Source organism: Streptomyces sp. B93, from assembly GCF_018070565.1.
Classification (GTDB): Bacteria; Actinomycetota; Actinomycetes; order Streptomycetales; family Streptomycetaceae; genus Streptomyces.
This window is the reverse complement of sequence record NZ_JAGPXL010000002.1, coordinates 189,185-209,707: the sequence shown is the minus strand read 5'-3', so window position 1 is coordinate 209,707 and position 20,523 is coordinate 189,185. Positions and strand designations below refer to the sequence as shown.

The window sequence follows — 20,523 nt, the reverse complement described above, 5'->3', positions numbered from 1 at the left end:
AGGTGACTCAGTCCGCAACGTCCGCCGCATCGGCGTATCTCCGCTTCCCGCATCCGCACGGCGAGTTGATCGCGTTCACCGCCGAGGACGACGTCTGGCTGGCCCCCCTCGACGGCGGCCGGGCCTGGCGCGTGAGCGCCGACAACGTGCCGGTGAACCATCCGCGCGTCTCGCCCGACGGCACCACCGTCGCCTGGACCTCCACCCGCGACGGCGCGCCCGAGGTGCACATCGCGCCCGTCGACGGGGGCCCCGCCCGCCGCCTCACCCACTGGGGCAGCTGGAAGACCCAGGTGCGCGGCTGGACCCCGGACGGCGAGGTCCTCGCCCTGACCACCCACGGCCAGGCCAGCCTGCGCCGCTCCTGGGCGCACGCCGTCCCCCTCGACGGCGGACCGGCGACCCGGCTGCCGTACGGGCCGGTCGGCGAGGTGGCGTACGGCCCGTCCACCGTGCTGCTGTCGGCGCCGATGGGCCGCGAGGCCGCCTGGTGGAAGCGGTACCGGGGCGGCACGGCGGGCAAGCTGTGGATCGACGGCGCCGGCGACGGCGAGTTCGTACGGCTGCACGAGGACCTCGACGGGAACCTCGAGTACCCGCTCTGGGTCGGCGACCGGATCGCCTTCCTCTCCGACCACGAGGGCACCGGCGCCCTCTACTCCTCCCTCGCCGACGGCTCCGACCTGCGGCGGCACACCCCCCTCGGGGGCTTCTACGCCCGCCACGCGGCGACCGACGGCACCCGGGTGACGTACTCCAGCGCCGGTGAGCTGTGGATCCTGGACGACCTCGACGGTGCCGAGCCGCGCAGGCTCGACGTCCGGCTCGGCGGGCAGCGCGTCGACCAGCAGCCCTACCCGGTGAGCACCGCCCGCTGGTTCGGCTCCGCCTCCCCCGACCACACCGCGCGGGGCAGCGCGGTCGCCGTCCGCGGTGGCGTGCACTGGGTCACCCACCGCTCGGGTCCGGCCCGCGCGCTCGCCGCCGAACCGGGGGTGCGGGCCCGGCTGCCGCGCACGTTCCGCGCGGACGGCGAGGAGTGGGTGGTGTGGGTGACGGACGCCGAGGGCGACGACGCCCTGGAGTTCGCGCCCGCCACCGGCGTCGCACCCGGCGCCACCCCGCGCCGTCTGGCCGCCGGGCAGCTCGGCCGGGTCCTGGACCTGACGATGGCACCGGACGGCAGCCGCGCCGCCGTCGCCTCCCACGACGGGCGGGTGCTGTTCGTCGAGCGGCAGACCGGCGAGGTCCGCGAGATCGACCGCAGCGAGGACGGCGACGTCTCCGGCCTCGTCTTCTCCCCGGACTCCGCCTGGCTCGCCTGGTCGCACCCCGGCCCGCGCCCTCTGTGCCAGCTCAAGCTCGCCAACACCACCGACCTGTCGGTCACCGAGGCGACCCCGCTGCGCTTCCAGGACTACAGCCCCGCGTTCACCCCCGACGGCAAGCACCTCGCCTTCCTCTCCAACCGCTCCTTCGACCCGGTCTACGACGAGCACGTGTTCGACCTGGCGTTCGTCGTCGGCGACCGGCCGCACCTGATCACCCTCGCCGCGACCACGCCGTCCCCGTTCGGTCCGCAGCGCCACGGCCGCCCCTTCGAGACCTCCGACAAGGACGAGACCCCCGAGGGCGAGGGCACCCCCGCCACCCGCATCGACCTCGAAGGGCTCGCCGACCGGATCGTGCCGTTCCCGGTGGAGGCGGGCCGCTACTCCAACCTGCGCACCGCCAAGGACGGCGTGCTGTGGCTGCGCCACCCGGTGCGCGGCGTCCTCGGCGTCTCCCGGGCCACCCCGGACGACCCCGACCCCAAGAGCGAACTGGAGCGCTACGACCTCGCCCAGCACCGCCTCGAACACCTCGCCGCCGACGCCGACCACTTCGAGGTCAGCGGTGACGGCAAACGCGTCCTGCTGTGGAGCGACGGCCGCCTCAAGGTCGTCCCCAGCGACCGGCGCGCCGCCCACGACGACGACGGCGACACCAACATCACCGTCGACCTCGCCCGGGTACGGCAGTTCGTCGACCCGGCCGCCGAGTGGCGGCAGATGTTCGAGGAGACCGGCCGCATCATGCGGGACCACTTCTGGCGGCCCGACATGAACGGCGTCGACTGGGACGGCGTACTCGACCGCTACCGCCCCGTCCTCGACCGCCTCGCCACCCACGACGACCTCGTCGACCTGCTGTGGGAGGTGCAGGGCGAGCTGGGCACCTCGCACGCCTACGTCATGCCGCGCGGCGCCTTCGGCGACGGCCCCCGGCAGGGCCTCCTCGGCGCCGACCTCTCCCGCGACCCGGACGGCACCTGGCGCATCGACCGCGTCCTGCCCTCCGAGACCTCCGACCCCGACGGCCGTTCCCCGCTCGCCGCGCCAGGCGTCGCGGTGCGCCCCGGGGACGCGGTCGTCGCGGTCGCCGGACGCCCCGTCGACCCGGTGACCGGCCCAGGACCGCTGCTCGTCGGCACGGCGGGCAAGCCCGTCGAGCTGACCATCTCGCCGTCCGGCGGCGGCGAGGTGCGGCACGCCGTCGTCGTCCCGCTCGCCGACGAGGAGCCGCTGCGCTACCACGCCTGGGTCGCCGACCGGCGCGCCTACGTCCACGAGAAGTCCGGCGGCCGCCTCGGCTACCTCCACGTCCCCGACATGCAGGCCCCCGGCTGGGCGCAGATCCACCGCGACCTGCGCGTGGAGGTCGCCCGCGAGGGCCTGGTCGTCGACGTCCGCGAGAACCGCGGCGGACACACCTCCCAGCTCGTCGTGGAGAAGCTGGCCCGGCGGATCGTCGGCTGGGCGGTGCCGCGCGGCATGCGGCCGTACAGCTACCCGGAGGACGCGCCGCGCGGGCCGGTCGTCGCCGTCGCCAACGAGTTCTCCGGCTCGGACGGCGACATCGTCAACGCCGCGGTCAAGGCGCTCGGCCTCGGCCCCGTCGTCGGCACCCGCACCTGGGGCGGCGTCATCGGCATCGACAGCCGCTACCGCCTGGTCGACGGCACCCTGATCACCCAGCCCAAGTACGCGTTCTGGCTGGAGAACTACGCGTGGGGCGTGGAGAACCACGGGGTCGACCCGGACGTCGAGGTCGTCCAGCGCCCGCAGGACCACGCGGCGGACCGCGACACCCAGCTCGACGAGGCGATCCGGATCGCGCTGGCCGCCCTGGAGGGCAACCCGGCGAAGACCCCGCCCGCCCTGCCCGACCTGGACCTCGGATAGCGCACGGCACCGCTCGCTACGATGCCCGGGTCAACGGACCACCGGCGTGAGGAGGCACACGCATGACAGGCGAAGCCCAGGAAGACTGCTTGTTCTGCAAGATCGTCGCGGGGCACATCCCGGCGACGATCGTCCGCGAGACCGACACGACCGTCGCGTTCCGCGACATCAACCCGCAGGCGCCCACCCACGTCCTGGTGATCCCCAAGGCGCACTACGCCGACGCCGCGTCGCTCGCCACCGGTGCCCCGGACCTCGCCGCCGACGTGCTGCGCGAGACGAAGGCCGTCGCCGACGAGGACAAGCTCGACAGCTACCGCGTCGTCTTCAACACCGGCGGCGGCGCCGGTCAGACCGTCTTCCACGCCCACGCCCACGTCCTGGGCGGCCGGGGCCTGGAATGGCCCCCCGGGTGAGCCGACGTGTCCGTACGTGAACTCGTCGTCCTCGGCACCGCCAGCCAGGTCCCGACCCGGCACCGCAACCACAACGGCTACCTGCTGCGCTGGGACGGCGAGGGCATCCTGTTCGACCCCGGCGAGGGCACCCAGCGGCAGATGCTGCGCGCCGGGGTCGCCGCCCACGACATCGACCGCATCTGCGTCACCCACTTCCACGGCGACCACTCCCTCGGCCTCGCCGGGGTCATCCAGCGCATCAACCTCGACAGGGTGCCGCACCCCGTCACCGCCCACTACCCGCGCTCCGGCCAGCGCTTCTTCGACCGGCTGCGGTACGCCACCGCCTACCGCGAGACCGTCGAACTGACCGAGGCCCCCGTCGACACCGACGGCGAACTGGCCGCCACGCGCGCGTACCGCCTCGACGCCCGCAAGCTGTCCCACCCGGTCGAGTCCTACGGCTACCGGCTGACCGAACCCGACGGCCGCCGTATGCTGCCCGACCGGCTTGCCGCGCACGGCGTCAAGGGGCCCGACATCGGCCGTATCCAGCGCGAGGGCGAGCTGAACGGCGTACGCCTGGAGGACGTCAGCGAGGTGCGGCGCGGGCAGCGGTTCGCGTTCGTCATGGACACCCGCCTCTGCGACGGCGTGTACACCCTCGCCGAGGGCTGCGACATGCTCGTCATCGAGTCCACGTTCCTCGACGAGGACGAGGCCCTGGCCGTCGAGTACGGCCACCTCACCGCCGGACAGGCCGCACGCGTGGCCCGGGACGCGGGCGTACGGCACCTGGTGCTCACCCACTTCAGCCAGCGCTACTCGGCGCCGGACGACTTCGAACGCCAGGCGAGGGCGGCCGGATACGACGGCGAGCTGACCGTCGCCCACGACCTGCTGACGGTGCCGGTTCCGAAGCGCAGGTGAAACGGTCGTACCATTCCCTGATGCCCCTGCCCAAAGCTGAGCTGCACCTGCACATCGAAGGCACCCTGGAGCCCGAGCTGGCCTTCGAGCTGGCCGCCCGCAACGGCGTCACCCTGCCGTACGCGGACACCGGGGCCCTGCGCGAGGCCTACCGCTTCGACGGCCTCCAGTCCTTCCTCGACCTCTACTACGGGCTGATGGCGGTGCTGCGCACCGAACGGGACTTCGCCGACCTCGCCGACGCCTATCTCGCCCGCGCCGCCGCCCAGGGCGTCCGGCACGCGGAGATCTTCTTCGACCCACAGGCCCACCTGGCGCGCGGCGTCTCCATGGAGACGGTCGTCGAGGGGCTGTGGCGCGCCCTCGGCGACAGCGAGACCCGGCACGGCGTCTCCACCCGGCTGATCATGTGCTTCCTGCGGGACGAGTCCGCCGAGTCGGCCATGGACACCCTGATGGCCGCCAAGCCCCACCTCGACCGGATCACCGGCGTCGGCCTGGACTCCGCCGAGGTCGGGCACCCGCCGGTGAAGTTCCGCGAGGTGTACGAGGTCGCCGCCGCCCTCGGTCTGCGGCGGGTGGCGCACGCGGGCGAGGAGGGGCCGCCGGAGTACATCACCGAGGCCCTCGACCTCCTCGGCGTGGAGCGCGTCGACCACGGCCTGCGCTGCATGGAGGACCCCGAGCTGGTCGCCCGCCTGGTCCGCGACCGCATCCCCCTCACCCTGTGCCCCCTGTCCAACGTCCGCCTGCGCGCCGTCGACACCCTGGCCGACCACCCGCTCCCGGCCATGCTCGAGGCGGGCCTGCGCTGCACGGTCAACTCCGACGACCCGGCGTACTTCGGCGGCTACATAGGCGACAACTTCGACGCCCTGCCCCTCACCCCCGAGCAGCAGCGCGAACTGGCCCGCAACTCGTTCCTGGCGGCGTTCCTGGAGGACGACGAGGAGCGGCGGGCCGCATATCTGGCCGAACTGGACGCCTACGAGTCCTGAGAGGCCGCGGGGCAGCGCACCTCAGGGGCGCGGGGCTGCCTCGATATGCGGCTCCGCCGCGTGGGCGCGACCAGCCACGACGCACCCGCACCCGCGATTCACGCAGCCGTGGCGGCTTCGTAGGCGCGCTGCTCCGCCACCACCTCCACCGAGACAACCGGCACCCGCGCCCGCCCCGCCCTCAGCGCGACCACGGTCATCGGAACGGCGGCCACGAGCAGGCCGCCCGCGAGCACGACCCCCATGCCGGCGAAGCCGACCTGCGCCGCCAGCACGCTGCCGACCACGGGCCCCGCCGCGGTCCCCAGCGAAGAGGCGGAGCCCACCAGCACCGCCCACCGCCCCCGCCCGTCAAGCGAGGCCGCGAGCCCGATGACGTACGACAGCACGATCGGGTAGAGGGCGTTCCACGCGATCTCACCGGCCGCGAAACTGGTCAGATCGGTCGCGGCGGCACTGACCGCGATGCACACCGCGATCACCGCCGTACCCCCGCCGATCGGCAGCGCGACCCCGAGCCGCGGCCCCAGCGCGCTCGCCAGCACGACCCCGACGAGCCCCGCGCCGAGCGCCACGGCGAACACCGCGCCGACCGTGACCTCGCTCAGGTGTGCCTGGGTGAGGCCGATGCGCCCGCTGACGCCCCACAGGGAGTTCTGGGCGAGCGACCAGCACAGCAGGGTGGCGGCGAGGACGACCCCGGCGCGGCGGTGGGGCAGACGGGCGGCGGCCGTGTCGGTGGTGTGCTCCGCGTCAGGGACGGCGGCGCGCAGCCGACCGGTCAGCGGCCAGACGGCGACCGCGGTGAGGGCGATCGCGGCCAGCGGCACACCGTGGCCGGGACCGAGGTGCGGGACCGTCAGATAGACCGCGCCCGCCAGCGCGGAGACGCTCAGCAGCCCGAGCGTGGTGGTCCGGTGCGGGTCCAGGCGGCCCGCGATCAGCGTGGCGGCGACCGCCGTGGCCGTACCGGAGCCGAAGCCGCCGACGACCGCGCCGCCGACGACCGCCGGGAGCGAGCCGGTCAGCGCGGCCGTCCCGTAGCCGAGTACGGCGAGCGTCAGGCCGAGGCGGGCGAGGACGCGCGGGCCGACGCGGTGGACGCGTGAGGCGGACAGGAACCCCGCCGACGCCGAACTCAGCAGCAGTGCGCTGCCGATGGCGCCGGAGCGGGTGGCGGTGAGGTTGAGCCCCGAGTCGAGTCGGCCGACGACGGTCGGCAGGAGGTACGGGGCGAGGTACCCGGCCGTGAAGAGGGCGACGAGGGGCCAGGGGGTGGTGGTGCGGGCGGACACGGGCGTTCCCAGGGCATGCGGAATGAACGGCACAAAAGGGGGGATTGGGCGACGACCGTCGACAGACAGGAACGCGCGGGCAATTTGTATCAAGCCGGGGGACCGCAACGGGAGCGCTGATTGTGTGATCTGAGTTACATATGTGTTTGACGAATCGGCGGCCGGGTAGCAGTGCGGCGCCATGCTCCATCCGCATACATGGACAACGTCTACGTGGGGAGATGGCCTCGCCGCTCCTCAGAGGAGCCGCCCCGTGAACCTCGCCATCGCCGACGTCCGGCTGACTCCGATCCTGGTCGCCGACCCGCCGCTGCTGAACACCCAGGGCGTGCACCAGCCGTACACCCCCCGGCTGATCGTGGAGGTGGTCACCGCCGACGGGGTGACCGGTGTCGGCGAGACGTACGGCGATACGAAGTACCTGGAGCTGGCGCGCCCCTTCGCACAGCGTCTGACAGGCCGTCAGGTGAACGACCTCAACGGCCTGTTCACCGTCGCGGACGAGGTGTCCGTCGACTCCGCCCACGTCACGGACCAGGTCGACGTCGGCGGGCTGCGCGGCGTCCAGACCGCCGACAAGCTGCGGCTGTCCGTCGTCTCCGGCTTCGAGGTGGCCTGCCTGGACGCCTGGGGCAAGACGCTCGGGCTGCCCGTGCACGCGCTGCTCGGCGGCAAGGTGCGCGACACCGTCGAGTACAGCGCCTACCTGTTCTACAAGTGGGCCGCGCACCCGGCCCGGGTCGCGGCCGAGGACGACGACTGGGGCGCCGCCCTCGACCCGGCCGGGATCGTCGCACAGGCCCGCAGGTTCACCGAGCGGTACGGCTTCACCTCCTTCAAGCTCAAGGGCGGCGTGTTCCCGCCGGAGGAGGAGATCGCCGCCGTACGCGCGCTCGCCGAGGCGTTCCCCGGGCGTCCGCTGCGGCTCGACCCCAACGGGGCGTGGAGCGTGCCGACCTCGCTGCGGGTCGCCGAGGAACTCGGTGACGTCCTCGAGTACCTGGAGGACCCCGCGCTCGGCACCCCGGCCATGGCGGAGGTCGCCGCGCGGACCGGCGTACCGCTCGCCACCAACATGTGCGTGACGACGTTCGCCGAGATCAGGGAGGCGTTCACGCGCGACGCCGTGCAGGTCGTGCTCTCCGACCACCACTACTGGGGCGGCCTGCGCAACACCCAGCAGCTCGCCGCCGTGTGCCGGACCTTCGGCGTCGGCGTGTCCATGCACTCCAACACCCACCTGGGGATCTCCCTGGCCGCCATGACCCATGTCGCCGCCACCGTCCCCGGACTCCACCACGCGTGCGACTCCCACTACCCGTGGCAGTCGGAGGACGTGCTCACCGAACGCCTGGTCTTCGAGGACGGCAGGGTCACCGTCCCGGACGCCCCCGGCCTCGGCGTCGCACTCGACCGCGACCGGCTGGCCCTGCTGCACCGGCGGTGGCTCGAAGACGACGGTGCGCTGCGCGACCGCGACGACGCGGCGGCCATGCGGGTGGCCGACCCCGACTGGGTCACCCCGTCCGTGCCGCGCTGGTGAACCCCCGTGCGGGGCCGGGACCGGTACCGGGACCCGGGGCCGCCGGGGCCCGTGGTGACGCCGTTCCCGGCGCGTTGTCAGTGGGGTGGTGCAGACTGGCCTGATCCGCACCATCTCAGGGAGCGCACCGTGACTGCGACCAACGCCCCCGCCGTCACCGGAAAGGGGCCCGCCTCGTCCGCCCGAGGGCGGGCCGACGTCGACCCGCTGGGCGGCCTGCGCACACCGCAGGACCCGCCCTGGGACGTCTACCTCACCGGCACCGTCTTCCTCGACATCATCTTCACCGGACTCGACTCCGCCCCGGTGCGCGGCACCGAGTCCTGGGCGCGCGGCATGGGATCCAGCCCGGGCGGGGTCGCCAACATGGCGGCAGCCCTGTCCCGCCTCGGCCTGAAGACCTGCCTCGCCGCCGCCTTCGGCGACGACCACTACGGCGACTACTGCTGGGACGCCCTGGAGCAGGGCGAGGGCATCGACCTCACCCCGTCCCGCACGGTCCCCGGCTGGCACTCGCCGGTCACGGTCTCGATGGCGTACGAGGGCGAGCGCACCATGGTCTCGCACGGCCACGAACCCCCGCCCGAGGAACCCGCCCCCGACTGCCCGCCGTACGCGCGAGCGGCCGTCGCCGCGCTGACCCCGGGCAAACCGGCCCCGTGGATCGCGCAGGCCGCCGCCAAGGGCACCCGGATCTTCGCCGACGTCGGCTGGGACGACACCGGCGCCTGGGACCTGGCGGGCCTGGCCGACCTGGAGCACTGCGAGGCGTTCCTGCCCAACGCCGAGGAGGCGATGCGCTACACCGGCACCACCTGCCCGCGCGCCGCGGCGCACGCCCTGACCGCCCGGGTGCCGCTCGCCGTGGTCACCCTCGGCGCGGAGGGCGCGTACGCCGTGGACCGGCGCACCGGGGAGACCGCGGAGGTCCCGGCCATCGAGGTGGAGGCCCTGGACCCGACCGGCGCGGGGGACGTCTTCGTCGCCGGGTTCGTCACCGGCACCCTGGCGGGCTGGCCGCTCGCCGACCGGCTCGCCTTCGCCGGGCTCACCGCGGCCCTTTCCGTGCAGGAGTTCGGCGGCTCGCTGTCGGCGCCCGGCTGGTCCGAGGTCGCCGCCTGGTGGCGCCGGGTGCAGTCGGTCGACGACCAGGACCCGGCCGCGCTGCGCCGGTACGCCTTCCTGGCGGACCTGATCCCGGCCACCACCCGCCCCTGGCCGCTGCGCCGCGCGGTCCCCACCATCGGCTTCCGCCGCTCGGCCTGAGCGCGCCCCCGGCACCGGTGGTGGTCCGCCACGCTCCGCAGCCGTCCGCATACAGGACGATCGTCCGACGAAAAGGCCTACGGCGATGTCAGTCCCCCGGCGTACCCTGGAAATCGCCAGGCCGCCCTTGTGGCGGGCGAGTCGTATCGAGGAGGACGTGCAGGCCTGCTGGCCGGCCCATGACTCAGACACCCACAGCTCACACCCCCGCGCAGGGGCAGGCGAAAGTGCAGCTGACCGTCCCCGCGGCGCACCCCATGGTGACCGTGCTGGGTTCCGGCGACGCCCTCCTGCGCGTGATCGAGAAGGCCTTCCCGGGGGTCGACATCCACGTCCGGGGCAATGAGATCAGCGCGGTCGGCGACTCCGCGGAAGTCGCCCTCGTCTCGCGCGTGTTCGACGAGATGATGCTCGTGCTCCGCACCGGGCAGCCGATGACGGAGGACGCAGTGGAACGCTCGATCGCCATGCTCAGGGCGAGCGAGAACGGGGAGAGCGACGGCCCGGAGACCCCGGCGCAGGTCCTGACGCAGAACATCCTGTCCTCGCGTGGCCGTACGATCCGCCCCAAGACGCTCAACCAGAAGCGGTACGTCGACGCCATCGACAAGCACACCATCGTCTTCGGCATCGGCCCCGCGGGCACCGGCAAGACCTACCTGGCCATGGCCAAGGCGGTCCAGGCCCTCCAGTCCAAGCAGGTCAACCGCATCATCCTGACCCGCCCCGCGGTGGAGGCCGGTGAGCGCCTCGGCTTCCTGCCCGGCACGCTCTACGAGAAGATCGACCCCTACCTGCGCCCGCTGTACGACGCGCTGCACGACATGCTCGACCCCGACTCCATCCCGCGCCTGATGGCCGCCGGGACGATCGAGGTCGCGCCGCTGGCGTACATGCGCGGACGCACGCTCAACGACGCCTTCATCATCCTGGACGAGGCCCAGAACACGAGCCCCGAGCAGATGAAGATGTTCCTGACCCGCCTCGGCTTCGACTCGAAGATCGTGATCACGGGCGATGTCACCCAGGTCGACCTGCCCGACGGCACCAAGTCCGGTCTGCGGCAGGTGCAGGACATCCTGGACGGCGTCGAGGACGTGCACTTCTCACGGCTGTCGTCCCATGACGTCGTACGGCACAAGCTCGTGGGCCGTATCGTCGACGCCTACGAGCAGTACGACACCAAGCACGGCACCCAGAACGGCACCCACAAGGGCGGCCGGGGCAAGTCCGGGCACAAGGGGAAGTAGACAAGCACAGCACCATGTCGATCGACGTCAACAACGAGTCCGGCACCGAGGTCGACGAGCAGGCGATCCTCGACATCGCCCGCTACGCGCTCGCACGGATGCGCATCCACCCGCTCTCCGAACTCTCGGTGATCGTCGTGGACGCCGATGCCATGGAGCAGCTCCACATCCAGTGGATGGACCTGCCCGGGCCCACCGATGTCATGTCCTTCCCGATGGACGAGCTGCGGCCGCCGTCGAAGGACGACGAGGAGCCCCCGCAGGGCCTGCTCGGCGACATCGTGCTGTGCCCGGAGGTCGCCGCCAAGCAGGGGGCCGAGGCGCCCACGCAGCACACCATGGACGAGGAGCTGCAACTGCTCACCGTCCACGGCGTGCTGCACCTGCTGGGCTACGACCACGAGGAGCCGGACGAGAAGGCCGAGATGTTCGGCCTCCAGGCCGCCATCGTGGACGGCTGGCGCACCGAGCGGGGCCTGACCGGCCCGTCGCCCGCGCCGACCGTGTCATGAGTGCGCAACTGGTCCTCGGCGCGGTCGCCCTGGTGATCGTCGCCTGGCTGGCGGCCTGCGCGGAGGCCGGCATCGCCCGTGTCTCCAGCTTCCGGGCCGACGAGGCGGTGCGCTCCGGGCGGCGCGGCAGCGCCAAGCTCGCCCAGGTCGCCGCCGACCCGACCCGCTATCTCAACGTGGCGCTGCTGGTCCGGGTGGCCTTCGAGATGGCCGCCGCCGCGATCGTCACCTACGTCTGTCTGCGCGAGGTCGACGGCACCACGCAGGCGCTGCTGGTCGCGATAGCGGTCATGGTGCTGGTGTCGTACGTCGCCGTCGGGGTCTCCCCGCGCACCATCGGCCGCCAGCACCCGATGAACACGGCGACCGCGGCGGCGTACGTGCTGGTGCCGCTGGCCCGGATCATGGGCCCGATCCCGTCGCTGCTGATCCTCATCGGTAACGCCCTCACCCCCGGCAAGGGCTTCAGGCGCGGCCCGTTCGCCTCCGAGGCGGAGCTGCGGGCGCTGGTCGACCTCGCCGAGCAGGAGTCGCTGATCGAGGACGAGGAGCGCCGGATGGTGCACTCCGTCTTCGAACTCGGCGACACCCTGGTGCGCGAGGTGATGGTGCCGCGCACCGACCTCATCGTGATCGAACGCTTCAAGACCATCCGCCAGGCCCTCACCCTCGCCCTGCGCTCCGGTTTCTCCCGCATCCCGGTCACCGGCGAGTCCGAGGACGACATCGTCGGGATCGTGTACCTGAAGGACCTCGCCCGCAAGACGCACATCAGCCGGGACGCGGAGAGCGAGCTGGTGTCCACGGCGATGCGCCCGGCGTTCTTCGTGCCGGACACCAAGAACGCGGGCGACCTGCTGCGCGAGATGCAGAAGGAACGCAACCACGTCGCCGTCGTCATCGACGAGTACGGCGGCACGGCCGGGATCGTCACCATCGAGGACATCCTGGAGGAGATCGTCGGCGAGATCACCGACGAGTACGACCGGGAACTGCCGCCCGTGGAACCCCTCGGTGAGGACCGCTACCGGGTCACCGCCCGCCTGGACATCGGCGACCTGGGCGATCTGTACGGCCTGGAGGCGTTCGACGACGAGGACGTGGAGACCGTCGGCGGGCTGATGGCCAAGGCGCTGGGCCGGGTGCCGATCGCGGGGGCGTCCTCCGTCGTGGAACTCCCCGACGGCCGGGAACTGCGCCTGACCGCGGAGGCCGCCGCGGGCCGCCGCAACAGGATCGCGACGGTGCTGGTGGAGCCGGTCGGCCCGCAGCGGCCGGACGCCGTGGCGGCGGAGACGGAATGACCCCCCAGCAACTGCGCGCCTTCTGCCTGTCGTTCAACGCGGCGGTGGAGGACTTCCCCTTCAACCCCGACACCTCGGTGTTCAAGGTGTGCGGCAAGATCTTCGCCCTCACCGACCTGGGCGCGCGGCCCCTGACCGTCAACCTCAAGTGCGACCCGGAGGACGCGGTCCGGCTGCGCGCCGACCACGAGAGCCTGGTCGTCCCCGGCTACCACATGAACAAGCGGCACTGGAACACGGTCACCGCCGACGGCGCCCTCCCGGACCGCCTGCTGCGGGAGCTGATCGAGGACTCCTACGACCTGGTGGTCGCCGGTCTGCCCAGAGCGGACCGCCTGCGCCTGGACCGCCCCTGACGCTTACGTATGCTCAGGTCATGACCGACAGCAGCGCGCTTGACCCCGAGGACCGCAAGATCGTCACCCTGGCCCGTTCCGCGCGGGCCCGCAACGGCGTCCCCGAGGGCGCCGCCGTACGCGACGAGACCGGGCGCACGTATGTCGCCGGGACCGTCGCCCTGGACTCGCTGAAGCTCAGCGCCCTCCAGACGGCGGTGGCGATGGCGGTGGCGTCCGGCGCGAAGTCGCTGGAGGCGGCGGCGGTGGTGACGGAGGCCGAGGCGGCCTCGGCGGCCGACCTGGCGGCCGTGCGGGACCTGGGCGGGGCCGGGACACCGGTGCTGGTGGCGGGTCCGGACGGGGCGGTACGGGAGACGGTCGCCGCGGGCTGAGGGCGCGCACGGGACCGGGGCCCCGCGGTAGTCCGGATTTCATCCTTGCCGTCGCCCGTCTCCCGCGCATGAATGGAACCGACGGTTCCGAAGGGGACCGTCGGACCCGGCTCGTACGCAGTGTGACCGCACCCACCTGCCGAGCCATTCCCCCCACAGGTGAAGGGAGCCCGAACCCATGACGGGCAAGCGCTTACGAACAGGTGCGGTACTCACGGCGGCGACCCTCGCGGCCTGCGGACTCGCCCTCGCACCCGCCGCCGCGGTCACCCCCGACACGGCGACGATCACCGCCGACTGCGGCGTCTTCGGCGGTGGCGCGGCCACCCTCACGGCCACCCAGGACGGCACCGCCGCCACCCTGACCCTCACCGCCGACGCGATCACCGCGCCGCTCGCGCTCGGCGAGGACTCCATCACGTCCACGCTCACCCTGGTGGGCGGGACCGGCGGCAGCACCGCCTTCACGGGCACCGAGAACCCGGCCATGGCCGCCGGGGACCCGGTCACCGTCGGCCCGCTCTCCGGCACCGTCGCCCCCGGCGACAGCCTGGAGGCGTACGGCGGCACACTGCGGATGACGGTCTTCGGCATCGCGATCACCTGCACGGCGACCGCACCACAGGCCCCGGGCCCGTTCGTCTTCGACTGACCCGCGCGAGGGTGAGCGCGGTCCGGCCCGCTACAGCGCGTCCGGCCCGCGCTCGCCCGTCCGCACCCGTACGACCGTCTCCACGGGCAGCGCCCACACCTTCCCGTCACCGATCTTGCCGGTGTGCGCGGCCTTCACGACCGCGTCGATCACGGCATCGCACTCCGCGTCCTCGACGACGACCTCGATCCGCACCTTCGGCACCAGGTCGACCTGGTACTCGGCGCCCCGGTACACCTCGGTGTGCCCGCGCTGCCGCCCGTACCCGCTGGCCTCCGTCACCGTCAGCCCCCGTACGCCGATCTCCCGCAGCGCGGTCTTCACCTCGTCGAGGCGGTACGGCTTGACGATCGCGGTGATGAGTTTCATGGCGCGATCGTAGGCCCTCCCGTTACCCGCCGTAAGGTACCGGCCGGGGTACGCGCAGGGGACGGGAATCCGCGGCTCCGCCCGCCGGTGCGGCCGGGCCCCGGCGATCAGGGAGAATGGGCGCCATGAGCGTTCGTACTCCGTCATCCCAGCAGCCCGGCGAGGCCGTCCACCGGGCGGGCTTCGCCTGCTTCGTGGGCCGCCCCAACGCGGGCAAGTCCACCCTCACGAACGCCCTGGTCGGCCAGAAGGTGGCGATCACCGCCAACCAGCCGCAGACCACCCGGCACACGGTGCGCGGCATCGTGCACCGGCCCGAGGCGCAGCTGATCCTGGTGGACACCCCCGGCCTGCACAAGCCGCGCACCCTGCTCGGCGAGCGCCTCAACGACGTCGTGCGCACCACCTGGGCCGAGGTCGACGTGATCGGCTTCTGTCTGCCCGCCAACGAGAAGATCGGCCCCGGCGACCGCTTCATCGCCAAGGAACTCGCGTCGATCCGGAAGACCCCGAAGATCGCGATCGTCACCAAGACCGACCTCGTCGACAGCAAGACCCTCGCCGAACAGCTCATCGCCATCGACCAGCTCGGCAAGGAGCTGGGCTTCGAGTGGGCGGAGATCGTGCCGGTGTCGGCGGTCGGCGACAAGCAGGTCGACCTGCTCGCGGACCTCCTCGTCCCCCTCCTCCCCGAGGGCCCCGCCCTCTACCCCGAGGGCGACCTCACCGACGAACCCGAGCAGATCATGATCGCGGAGCTGATTCGCGAGGCCGCCCTGGAGGGCGTACGCGACGAGCTGCCGCACTCCATCGCCGTCGTCGTCGAGGAGATGCTGCCGCGCGAGGACCGCCCGGCGGACAAGCCCCTCCTCGACATCCACGCCAACGTCTACATCGAACGCCCCAGCCAGAAGGGCATCATCATCGGCCCCAAGGGCAAGCGCCTGAAGGAGGTCGGCATCAAGTCCCGCCGCCAGATCGAGGCCCTCCTCGGCACCCCCGTCTTCCTCGACCTGCACGTCAAGGTCGCCAAGGACTGGCAGCGCGACCCCAAGCAGCTGCGCAAGCTCGGCTTCTGAGCCGGACGGCTCAGCGCTGCTCCCGCAGCAGCTCCCGGAACCAGCGGTAGGACGCCTTCGGGGTGCGCGTCAGTGTCTCGAAGTCGACGTGCACCAGCCCGAACCGCTGGGTGTAGCCCTCCGCCCACTCGAAGTTGTCCAGCAGCGACCACACGAAGTAGCCGTGCACGGCGACGCCCGCCGCCAGCGCCGCGTGCAGCGCCCGGAGGTGGGCGTCGTGGAAGGCGATCCGGGCCTGGTCGTCGACGCCCTGGTAGGAGCAGCCGTTCTCGGTGATCACGATCGGCGGCAGCCGGTCGCCGTAGCGGTCCCGGAAGGCCGTCAGCAGCTCGGTCAGCGCCTCGGGCACCACCGGCCAGCCGAAGTCCGTCGTCGGCACGCCCTCGATCCGGCGCACCGAGAACGGCAGCTCGGCGGGCATCCGCACACCACCGAAGTCGATCTCCGTGCCCTGCGGGGCGCCCACCAGCGTCGGCGCGTAGTAGTTGATCCCGTACCAGTCGACCGGCTCCGCGATCACCTTCAGGTCCGCGCCCACGTCGCCCGGCATCAGCTCCCCGAGCCCCGCCGGGTACTCGCCCAGCAGCACGGGCTCCGCGAACAGCCGGTTCAGCAGGACGTCGTAGAAGTCCGCCGCCGTCACGTCCGCGTCCTCGGCCGACGCCGCCCACGCCGGACCGTGCGAGTTGGCGATCCCGACGTCCGTCGCGCCCGTCGCCCGCAGCGCCCGTACCGCGAGACCGTGGGCGAGGAGCTGGTGGTGGGCGACCGGCAGGGCGTCGAAGAGGAGCCGCCGGCCGGGCGCGTGGGTGCCCAGGGCGTGGCCCAGCAGAGTGTGCTCGGCGGGCTCGTTCAGGGTGATCCACTTCGCCACCCGGTCACCGAGCCGCTCCGCCACCCGCTCCACGTACTCGGCGAACCGGTGCGCGGTGTCCCGTTCCAGCCAGTCGAACCCTTCGGGCAGGTCCCAGTGGAAGAGGGTGGGCACGGGACGGACGCCCGCCGCGCAGAGTTCGTCCACCAGCGCGTCGTAGAAGTCCAGACCGCCGCGCAGCACCCGCGGCCAGGACACCGAGAAGCGGTACGCGTCCACCCCGAGGCCGGCCAGCAGTGCCACGTCCTCGCCGCGCCGGTGATAGTGGTCGCAGGCCACCGCCGCCGTGGAGCCGTCCCTCACCCGGCCGGGCTCGGCCGTGAAGGTGTCCCACACGGAGGGCTCGCGCAGGTCCGCCGCGCCCTCGATCTGGTGGGCCGAGGTGGACACGCCCCACAGGAAGTCCGGGGGAAAGCGGGGCATCGGGGGGTGCGGTGAGGCGACCATGACCCCGGATCATCCGGCCGCCCGGTCAGCTCCGCAACCCCCGAAGGCGGTTACGCCCCTTCCTTCAGCACCCGGCTGATCAGCTGCCGCTGCTCGTCCGTCAGCCGCGGGTCCGCGCAGTACACCGTCCGGCCGTCCACCGTGATCTGGTAGCTGAACCCGTCCGGCACCCCGACGGGTGGTGTCCCCCGGCCGGAGGCCACCGCCCGCTCGGCCAGGGCCTGCCACTCCGCCGCGTCGGGCCGTCCCGAGGTGTTCACCTCGGCATGGCGCTCGATGCCCGCGAACCCTCCCGTACGCCGTACCTGAATACGCATGGCACCGTGTCTAGTACGGATTCACCGCGTTGGCACCCCGACCTGCTCCCACGCCTTGGTGACCGCGTCCAGCTCGTCCCCGGCGCCGTACCGGTCCCGGGCCGCCCGGACGGTCAGCGCGGCGAACTCCGCGAAGTCGGCGTCCTCCTTCAGTTCCCCGCCGGTCAGCACGTCGTACCAGAGCTGCCCCGCCCGCTCCCAGGCGTTCCCGCCGAGGGACGTGGCCGTGAGGTAGAAGGCGTGGTTGGGGATGCCGGAGTTGATGTGGACGCCGCCGTTGTCGCGGCCGGTGCGCACATAGTCGTCCATCGTCGCGGGCTGCGGGTCCTTGCCGAGGACGTCGTCGTCGTACGCCGTGCCCGGGGCCTTCATCGAGCGCAGCGCCTCCCCGGTGACGCGCGGGGCGAGCAGCCCGGCGCCGATCAGCCAGTCGGCGTCGGCCGCGCTCTGGCCGAGCGTGTACTGCTTGATCAGCGCGCCGAAGACATCCGACATCGACTCGTTGAGCGCGCCCGGCTGCCCGAAGTAGGTGAGGTTGGCCGTGTACTGGGTGAGGCCGTGTGCCAGTTCGTGGCCGATGACGTCGATGGCGATGGTGAAGTCGAGGAAGATCTCCCCGTCCCCGTCGCCGAACACCATCTGCTCGCCGTTCCAGAAGGCGTTGTTGTAGTCCTCGTCGTAGTGCACGGTCGCGTCCAGCGGCAGGCCCGCGCCGTCGATCGAGTCGCGTCCGTACGCCGTCAGCAGCAGCTCGAAGGTGGCGCCGAGGCCCGCGAAGGCGCGGTTGACGGTGGCGTCCTTGCCGGGGGTGTCGCCCTCGCCGCGGACCTTCCTGCCGGGCAGGGCGGTCCGGTGCTGGGCGTCGTAGACCGTGCGCTTCGGCCGTCCGGGTTCCGCCTCCGGGGCGGCGGTGACCGCGCGGGCGCCCAGCACGGTGGTCAGGCGGCGCTGGGTGCGCTCGAAGGCGTCGCGTTGCAGCGTGCGGCGGGCGGGTCCGGCGAGCGCGGGGTCCTCGGCCTGGGCGAGCCTGTCGAGGACGTGGGGCGGGACGATGGTGCAGAAGACGGGCCTGCGGCCCCCGTTTGTCGTCATGTGCGGCACGATGGCACTGCGTGTACGCGCTGTCACTAGGGGTCACCATGATTGGTGAAATATGGGGGTGTGTGCGGCCGGGGTGGTTGCTCTGTGTTATCGCGTGCGGGTTGAGTGTGGTTGATCGCGCGGTTCCCCGCGCCCCTATGAGCCCGTCGTGGTCCCGCATACTGGAACGTGACCCCGTGATTCGGACCGGCTCGGCTAACATGCTACGCATCATGCGTTTCGGGCTGCTTCTCCTTAGCTGCCGCGGCGAGGGCCTGTAGTCGAGGCCGACCCCCTCCCCGCGGAGCTTGGCGTTGCGTCGTCGGCCGTCCATCCGGACATCCTGAGGAGCCCCGCAGAAATGGCCAATCGCCAGCAGCCCAGTTCCATGCCGATCCACAAGTACGGCCGCTACGAGCAGGTCGACATTCCCGACCGCACCTGGCCGCAGGCGCGCGTCACCACCGCCCCCCGCTGGCTCTCCACCGACCTGCGCGACGGCAACCAGGCCCTGATCGACCCGATGTCCCCGGTACGCAAGCGGGCCATGTTCGATCTGCTGGTCAAGATGGGCTACAAGGAGATCGAGGTCGGCTTCCCGGCCTCCGGGCAGACCGACTTCGACTTCGTGCGCTCGATCATCGAGGACCCCGGGGCCATCCCGGAGGATGTGACGATCTCCGTGCTGACGCAGGCCCGTGAGGACCTGATCGAGCGGACCGTGGAGTCCCTGCGCGGCGCCCACCGGGCCACCGTCCATCTGTACAACGCCACCGCGCCGGTGTTCCGCCGGGTCGTCTTCCGCGGCTCGAAGGACGACATCAAGCAGATCGCCGTGGACGGTACGCGGCTGGTGATGGAGTACGCCGAGAAGCTGCTGGGCGACGAGGCTGGTGGTACGACGTTTGGCTACCAGTACAGCCCGGAGATCTTCACCGACACCGAGCTGGACTTCGCGCTGGAGGTCTGCGAGTCGGTGATGGACGTCTGGCAGCCGGGGCCGGACCGGGAGATCATCCTGAACCTGCCCGCCACCGTGGAGCGCTCCACGCCGTCCACGCACGCCGACCGCTTCGAGTGGATGGGCCGCAACCTGTCCCGGCGCGAGTTCGTCTGCCTGTCCGTGCACCCGCACAACGACCGCGGTACGGCGGTGGCCGCGGCCGAGCTGGCGCTGATGGCCGGTGCCGACCGGGTCGAGGGCTGCCTGTTCGGGCAGGGCGAGCGCACCGGCAACGTCGACCTGGTCACGCTGGGCATGAACCTGTTCTCGCAGGGCGTCGACCCGCAGATCGACTTCTCCGACATCGACGAGATCCGTCGTACGTGGGAGTACTGCAACCAGATGGAGGTCCACCCGCGCCACCCGTACGTGGGCGACCTGGTCTACACGTCCTTCTCCGGCTCCCACCAGGACGCCATCAAGAAGGGCTTCGACGCCATGGAGGCCGACGCGAAGGCCAAGGGCGTCACCGTCGACGACATCGAGTGGGCGGTCCCGTACCTGCCGATCGACCCCAAGGACGTGGGCAGGTCCTACGAGGCCGTGATCCGGGTCAACTCGCAGTCCGGCAAGGGCGGCGTGGCGTACGTGCTGAAGAACGAGCACAAGCTGGAGCTGCCGCGCCGGATGCAGATCGAGTTCTCGAAGATCATCCAGGCGAAGACGGACGCCGAGGGCGGCGAGGTCACGCCGAAGGACATCTGGGCGATCTTCCAGGACGAGTACCTGCCCAACCCGCACAACGCCTGGGGCCGCATCCAGCTGAAGAACGGCCAGTCCACCACCGACAAGGATGGCGTGGACACCCTCACCGTCGAGGCCGAGGTCGACGGCGAGGAGGTCACCCTGGTCGGCACCGGCAACGGTCCGATCTCCGCGTTCTTCCACGCGCTCCAGGGCATCGGCGTCGACGCCCGGCTGCTGGACTACCAGGAGCACACGATGAGCGAGGGCGCCTCCGCGCAGGCCGCCTCCTACATCGAATGCGCGATCGACGACAAGGTTCTGTGGGGGATCGGCATCGATGCGAACACGACACGTGCGTCGCTGAAGGCGGTCGTCTCCGCCGTCAACCGATCGGCTCGCTGACCCCTTCTGACCGGGGCGTTCAGGGTCCCGTCCGCCGGTTGACGGCGGGCGGGACACCGTCGTCCGTCGGCCATTCCTCCCTCCAGGTCACGGAGAGGTCTCGTCCGGGGTACTGACTGGGCCTTGCGTATGTGGCTAACATCACGCCAGCGCGGCGATGTTG

General features: G+C 72.0%; 19 protein-coding genes. 14 read left to right on the top strand and 5 right to left on the bottom strand.

Translation table 11 applies throughout. From position 1 onward, the window contains the following. Positions 1 to 2: 2 nt before the first annotated feature. The 4 genes from KBY47_RS03280 (at position 3) to KBY47_RS03265 (ending at position 5,550) form a co-directional block, all read left to right on the top strand. Positions 3 to 3,224, top strand: coding sequence for a S41 family peptidase (locus KBY47_RS03280; RefSeq protein WP_210919327.1), 3,222 nt, complete (start codon positions 3 to 5; stop codon positions 3,222 to 3,224). Between the two features lie 62 nt (positions 3,225 to 3,286). Continuing rightward, positions 3,287 to 3,640: a histidine triad nucleotide-binding protein gene (locus KBY47_RS03275; protein WP_210919326.1), complete on the top strand. Its 354-nt coding sequence runs from the start codon at positions 3,287 to 3,289 to the stop codon at positions 3,638 to 3,640. 6 nt (positions 3,641 to 3,646) lie between these two features. Then, on the top strand, positions 3,647 to 4,552 hold the full coding sequence (locus tag KBY47_RS03270) for a ribonuclease Z (RefSeq protein ID WP_210919325.1): 906 nt from the start codon (positions 3,647 to 3,649) through the stop codon (positions 4,550 to 4,552). Positions 4,553 to 4,572: 20 nt separating this feature from the next. Further along, on the top strand, positions 4,573 to 5,550 hold the full coding sequence (locus KBY47_RS03265; RefSeq protein WP_210919324.1) for an adenosine deaminase: 978 nt from the start codon (positions 4,573 to 4,575) through the stop codon (positions 5,548 to 5,550). Positions 5,551 to 5,648: 98 nt separating this feature from the next. Here KBY47_RS03265 and KBY47_RS03260 read toward each other — a convergent pair whose 3' ends face one another. Continuing rightward, entirely contained in the window at positions 5,649 to 6,845 is a 1,197-nt protein-coding gene (locus tag KBY47_RS03260; protein ID WP_210919323.1) for an MFS transporter, read from the bottom strand. Positions 6,846 to 7,098: 253 nt separating this feature from the next. Here KBY47_RS03260 and KBY47_RS03255 point away from each other — a divergent pair, with 253 nt between their 5' ends. From KBY47_RS03255 to KBY47_RS03220, 8 genes are all read left to right on the top strand, one after another. Next, positions 7,099 to 8,388 (top strand): glucarate dehydratase family protein, encoded by a 1,290-nt coding sequence (locus tag KBY47_RS03255; protein ID WP_308405020.1) that lies wholly within the window; start codon positions 7,099 to 7,101, stop codon positions 8,386 to 8,388. A 129-nt stretch (positions 8,389 to 8,517) separates the two neighbouring features. After that, complete coding sequence (locus KBY47_RS03250) at positions 8,518 to 9,654, top strand: PfkB family carbohydrate kinase (RefSeq protein WP_210919321.1); 1,137 nt, start codon at positions 8,518 to 8,520, stop codon at positions 9,652 to 9,654. A 179-nt stretch (positions 9,655 to 9,833) separates the two neighbouring features. Beyond that, entirely contained in the window at positions 9,834 to 10,904 is a 1,071-nt protein-coding gene (locus KBY47_RS03245) for a PhoH family protein (protein ID WP_210919320.1), read from the top strand. Between the two features lie 14 nt (positions 10,905 to 10,918). Further along, a complete protein-coding gene (ybeY, locus tag KBY47_RS03240) occupies positions 10,919 to 11,416 on the top strand; it encodes an rRNA maturation RNase YbeY (protein ID WP_210919319.1) in 498 nt (165 codons plus the stop codon). After that, positions 11,413 to 12,720: a hemolysin family protein gene (locus KBY47_RS03235; RefSeq protein WP_210919318.1), complete on the top strand. Its 1,308-nt coding sequence runs from the start codon at positions 11,413 to 11,415 to the stop codon at positions 12,718 to 12,720. Before ybeY ends, KBY47_RS03235 begins: the two co-directional genes overlap by 4 nt. Then, positions 12,717 to 13,076: an MmcQ/YjbR family DNA-binding protein gene (locus tag KBY47_RS03230; protein ID WP_210919317.1), complete on the top strand. Its 360-nt coding sequence runs from the start codon at positions 12,717 to 12,719 to the stop codon at positions 13,074 to 13,076. The genes KBY47_RS03235 and KBY47_RS03230 overlap by 4 nt, the downstream gene beginning before the upstream one ends. 20 nt (positions 13,077 to 13,096) lie before the next feature. Beyond that, positions 13,097 to 13,450 carry a cytidine deaminase gene (locus KBY47_RS03225; RefSeq protein WP_210919316.1) on the top strand — a complete coding sequence of 118 codons (354 nt, stop codon included), beginning with the start codon at positions 13,097 to 13,099 and terminating at the stop codon, positions 13,448 to 13,450. A 178-nt stretch (positions 13,451 to 13,628) separates the two neighbouring features. Further along, positions 13,629 to 14,102 (top strand): hypothetical protein, encoded by a 474-nt coding sequence (locus KBY47_RS03220; protein WP_210919315.1) that lies wholly within the window; start codon positions 13,629 to 13,631, stop codon positions 14,100 to 14,102. Positions 14,103 to 14,132: 30 nt separating this feature from the next. On the opposite strand, the gene KBY47_RS03215 is transcribed toward KBY47_RS03220, so the two are convergent. Beyond that, entirely contained in the window at positions 14,133 to 14,471 is a 339-nt protein-coding gene (locus KBY47_RS03215) for a P-II family nitrogen regulator (RefSeq protein WP_210919314.1), read from the bottom strand. Between the two features lie 125 nt (positions 14,472 to 14,596). On the opposite strand from KBY47_RS03215, the gene era reads away from it, so the two are divergent. Next, entirely contained in the window at positions 14,597 to 15,550 is a 954-nt protein-coding gene (era, locus tag KBY47_RS03210) for a GTPase Era (protein ID WP_210919313.1), read from the top strand. 10 nt (positions 15,551 to 15,560) lie between these two features. Here era and KBY47_RS03205 read toward each other — a convergent pair whose 3' ends face one another. The 3 genes from KBY47_RS03205 to KBY47_RS03195 are packed head-to-tail and all read right to left on the bottom strand — an operon-like array spanning position 15,561 to position 18,280. Continuing rightward, positions 15,561 to 16,871, bottom strand: coding sequence for a GH1 family beta-glucosidase (locus tag KBY47_RS03205; protein ID WP_210919312.1), 1,311 nt, complete (start codon positions 16,869 to 16,871; stop codon positions 15,561 to 15,563). A gap of 50 nt (positions 16,872 to 16,921) precedes the next feature. Then, positions 16,922 to 17,188, bottom strand: coding sequence for a protealysin inhibitor emfourin (locus KBY47_RS03200; RefSeq protein WP_210919311.1), 267 nt, complete (start codon positions 17,186 to 17,188; stop codon positions 16,922 to 16,924). Between the two features lie 21 nt (positions 17,189 to 17,209). Beyond that, complete coding sequence (locus KBY47_RS03195; RefSeq protein ID WP_210919310.1) at positions 17,210 to 18,280, bottom strand: M4 family metallopeptidase; 1,071 nt, start codon at positions 18,278 to 18,280, stop codon at positions 17,210 to 17,212. A 349-nt stretch (positions 18,281 to 18,629) separates the two neighbouring features. Here KBY47_RS03195 and leuA point away from each other — a divergent pair, with 349 nt between their 5' ends. Then, positions 18,630 to 20,360 (top strand): 2-isopropylmalate synthase, encoded by a 1,731-nt coding sequence (gene leuA, locus KBY47_RS03190; RefSeq protein ID WP_210919309.1) that lies wholly within the window; start codon positions 18,630 to 18,632, stop codon positions 20,358 to 20,360. Positions 20,361 to 20,523 lie beyond the last annotated feature (163 nt).

Coding starts and splice junctions, on each gene's coding strand:
- KBY47_RS03220 (WP_210919315.1), top strand. CDS start 13,629: ATGACGGGCAAGCGCTTACGAACAGGTGCGGTACTCACGGCGGCGACC.
- ybeY (WP_210919319.1), top strand. CDS start 10,919: ATGTCGATCGACGTCAACAACGAGTCCGGCACCGAGGTCGACGAGCAG.
- KBY47_RS03235 (WP_210919318.1), top strand. CDS start 11,413: ATGAGTGCGCAACTGGTCCTCGGCGCGGTCGCCCTGGTGATCGTCGCC.
- KBY47_RS03195 (WP_210919310.1), bottom strand. CDS start 18,280: ATGACGACAAACGGGGGCCGCAGGCCCGTCTTCTGCACCATCGTCCCG.
- KBY47_RS03230 (WP_210919317.1), top strand. CDS start 12,717: ATGACCCCCCAGCAACTGCGCGCCTTCTGCCTGTCGTTCAACGCGGCG.
- KBY47_RS03215 (WP_210919314.1), bottom strand. CDS start 14,471: ATGAAACTCATCACCGCGATCGTCAAGCCGTACCGCCTCGACGAGGTG.
- era (WP_210919313.1), top strand. CDS start 14,597: ATGAGCGTTCGTACTCCGTCATCCCAGCAGCCCGGCGAGGCCGTCCAC.
- KBY47_RS03275 (WP_210919326.1), top strand. CDS start 3,287: ATGACAGGCGAAGCCCAGGAAGACTGCTTGTTCTGCAAGATCGTCGCG.
- KBY47_RS03225 (WP_210919316.1), top strand. CDS start 13,097: ATGACCGACAGCAGCGCGCTTGACCCCGAGGACCGCAAGATCGTCACC.
- KBY47_RS03245 (WP_210919320.1), top strand. CDS start 9,834: ATGACTCAGACACCCACAGCTCACACCCCCGCGCAGGGGCAGGCGAAA.
- KBY47_RS03200 (WP_210919311.1), bottom strand. CDS start 17,188: ATGCGTATTCAGGTACGGCGTACGGGAGGGTTCGCGGGCATCGAGCGC.
- KBY47_RS03265 (WP_210919324.1), top strand. CDS start 4,573: ATGCCCCTGCCCAAAGCTGAGCTGCACCTGCACATCGAAGGCACCCTG.
- leuA (WP_210919309.1), top strand. CDS start 18,630: ATGGCCAATCGCCAGCAGCCCAGTTCCATGCCGATCCACAAGTACGGC.
- KBY47_RS03205 (WP_210919312.1), bottom strand. CDS start 16,871: ATGGTCGCCTCACCGCACCCCCCGATGCCCCGCTTTCCCCCGGACTTC.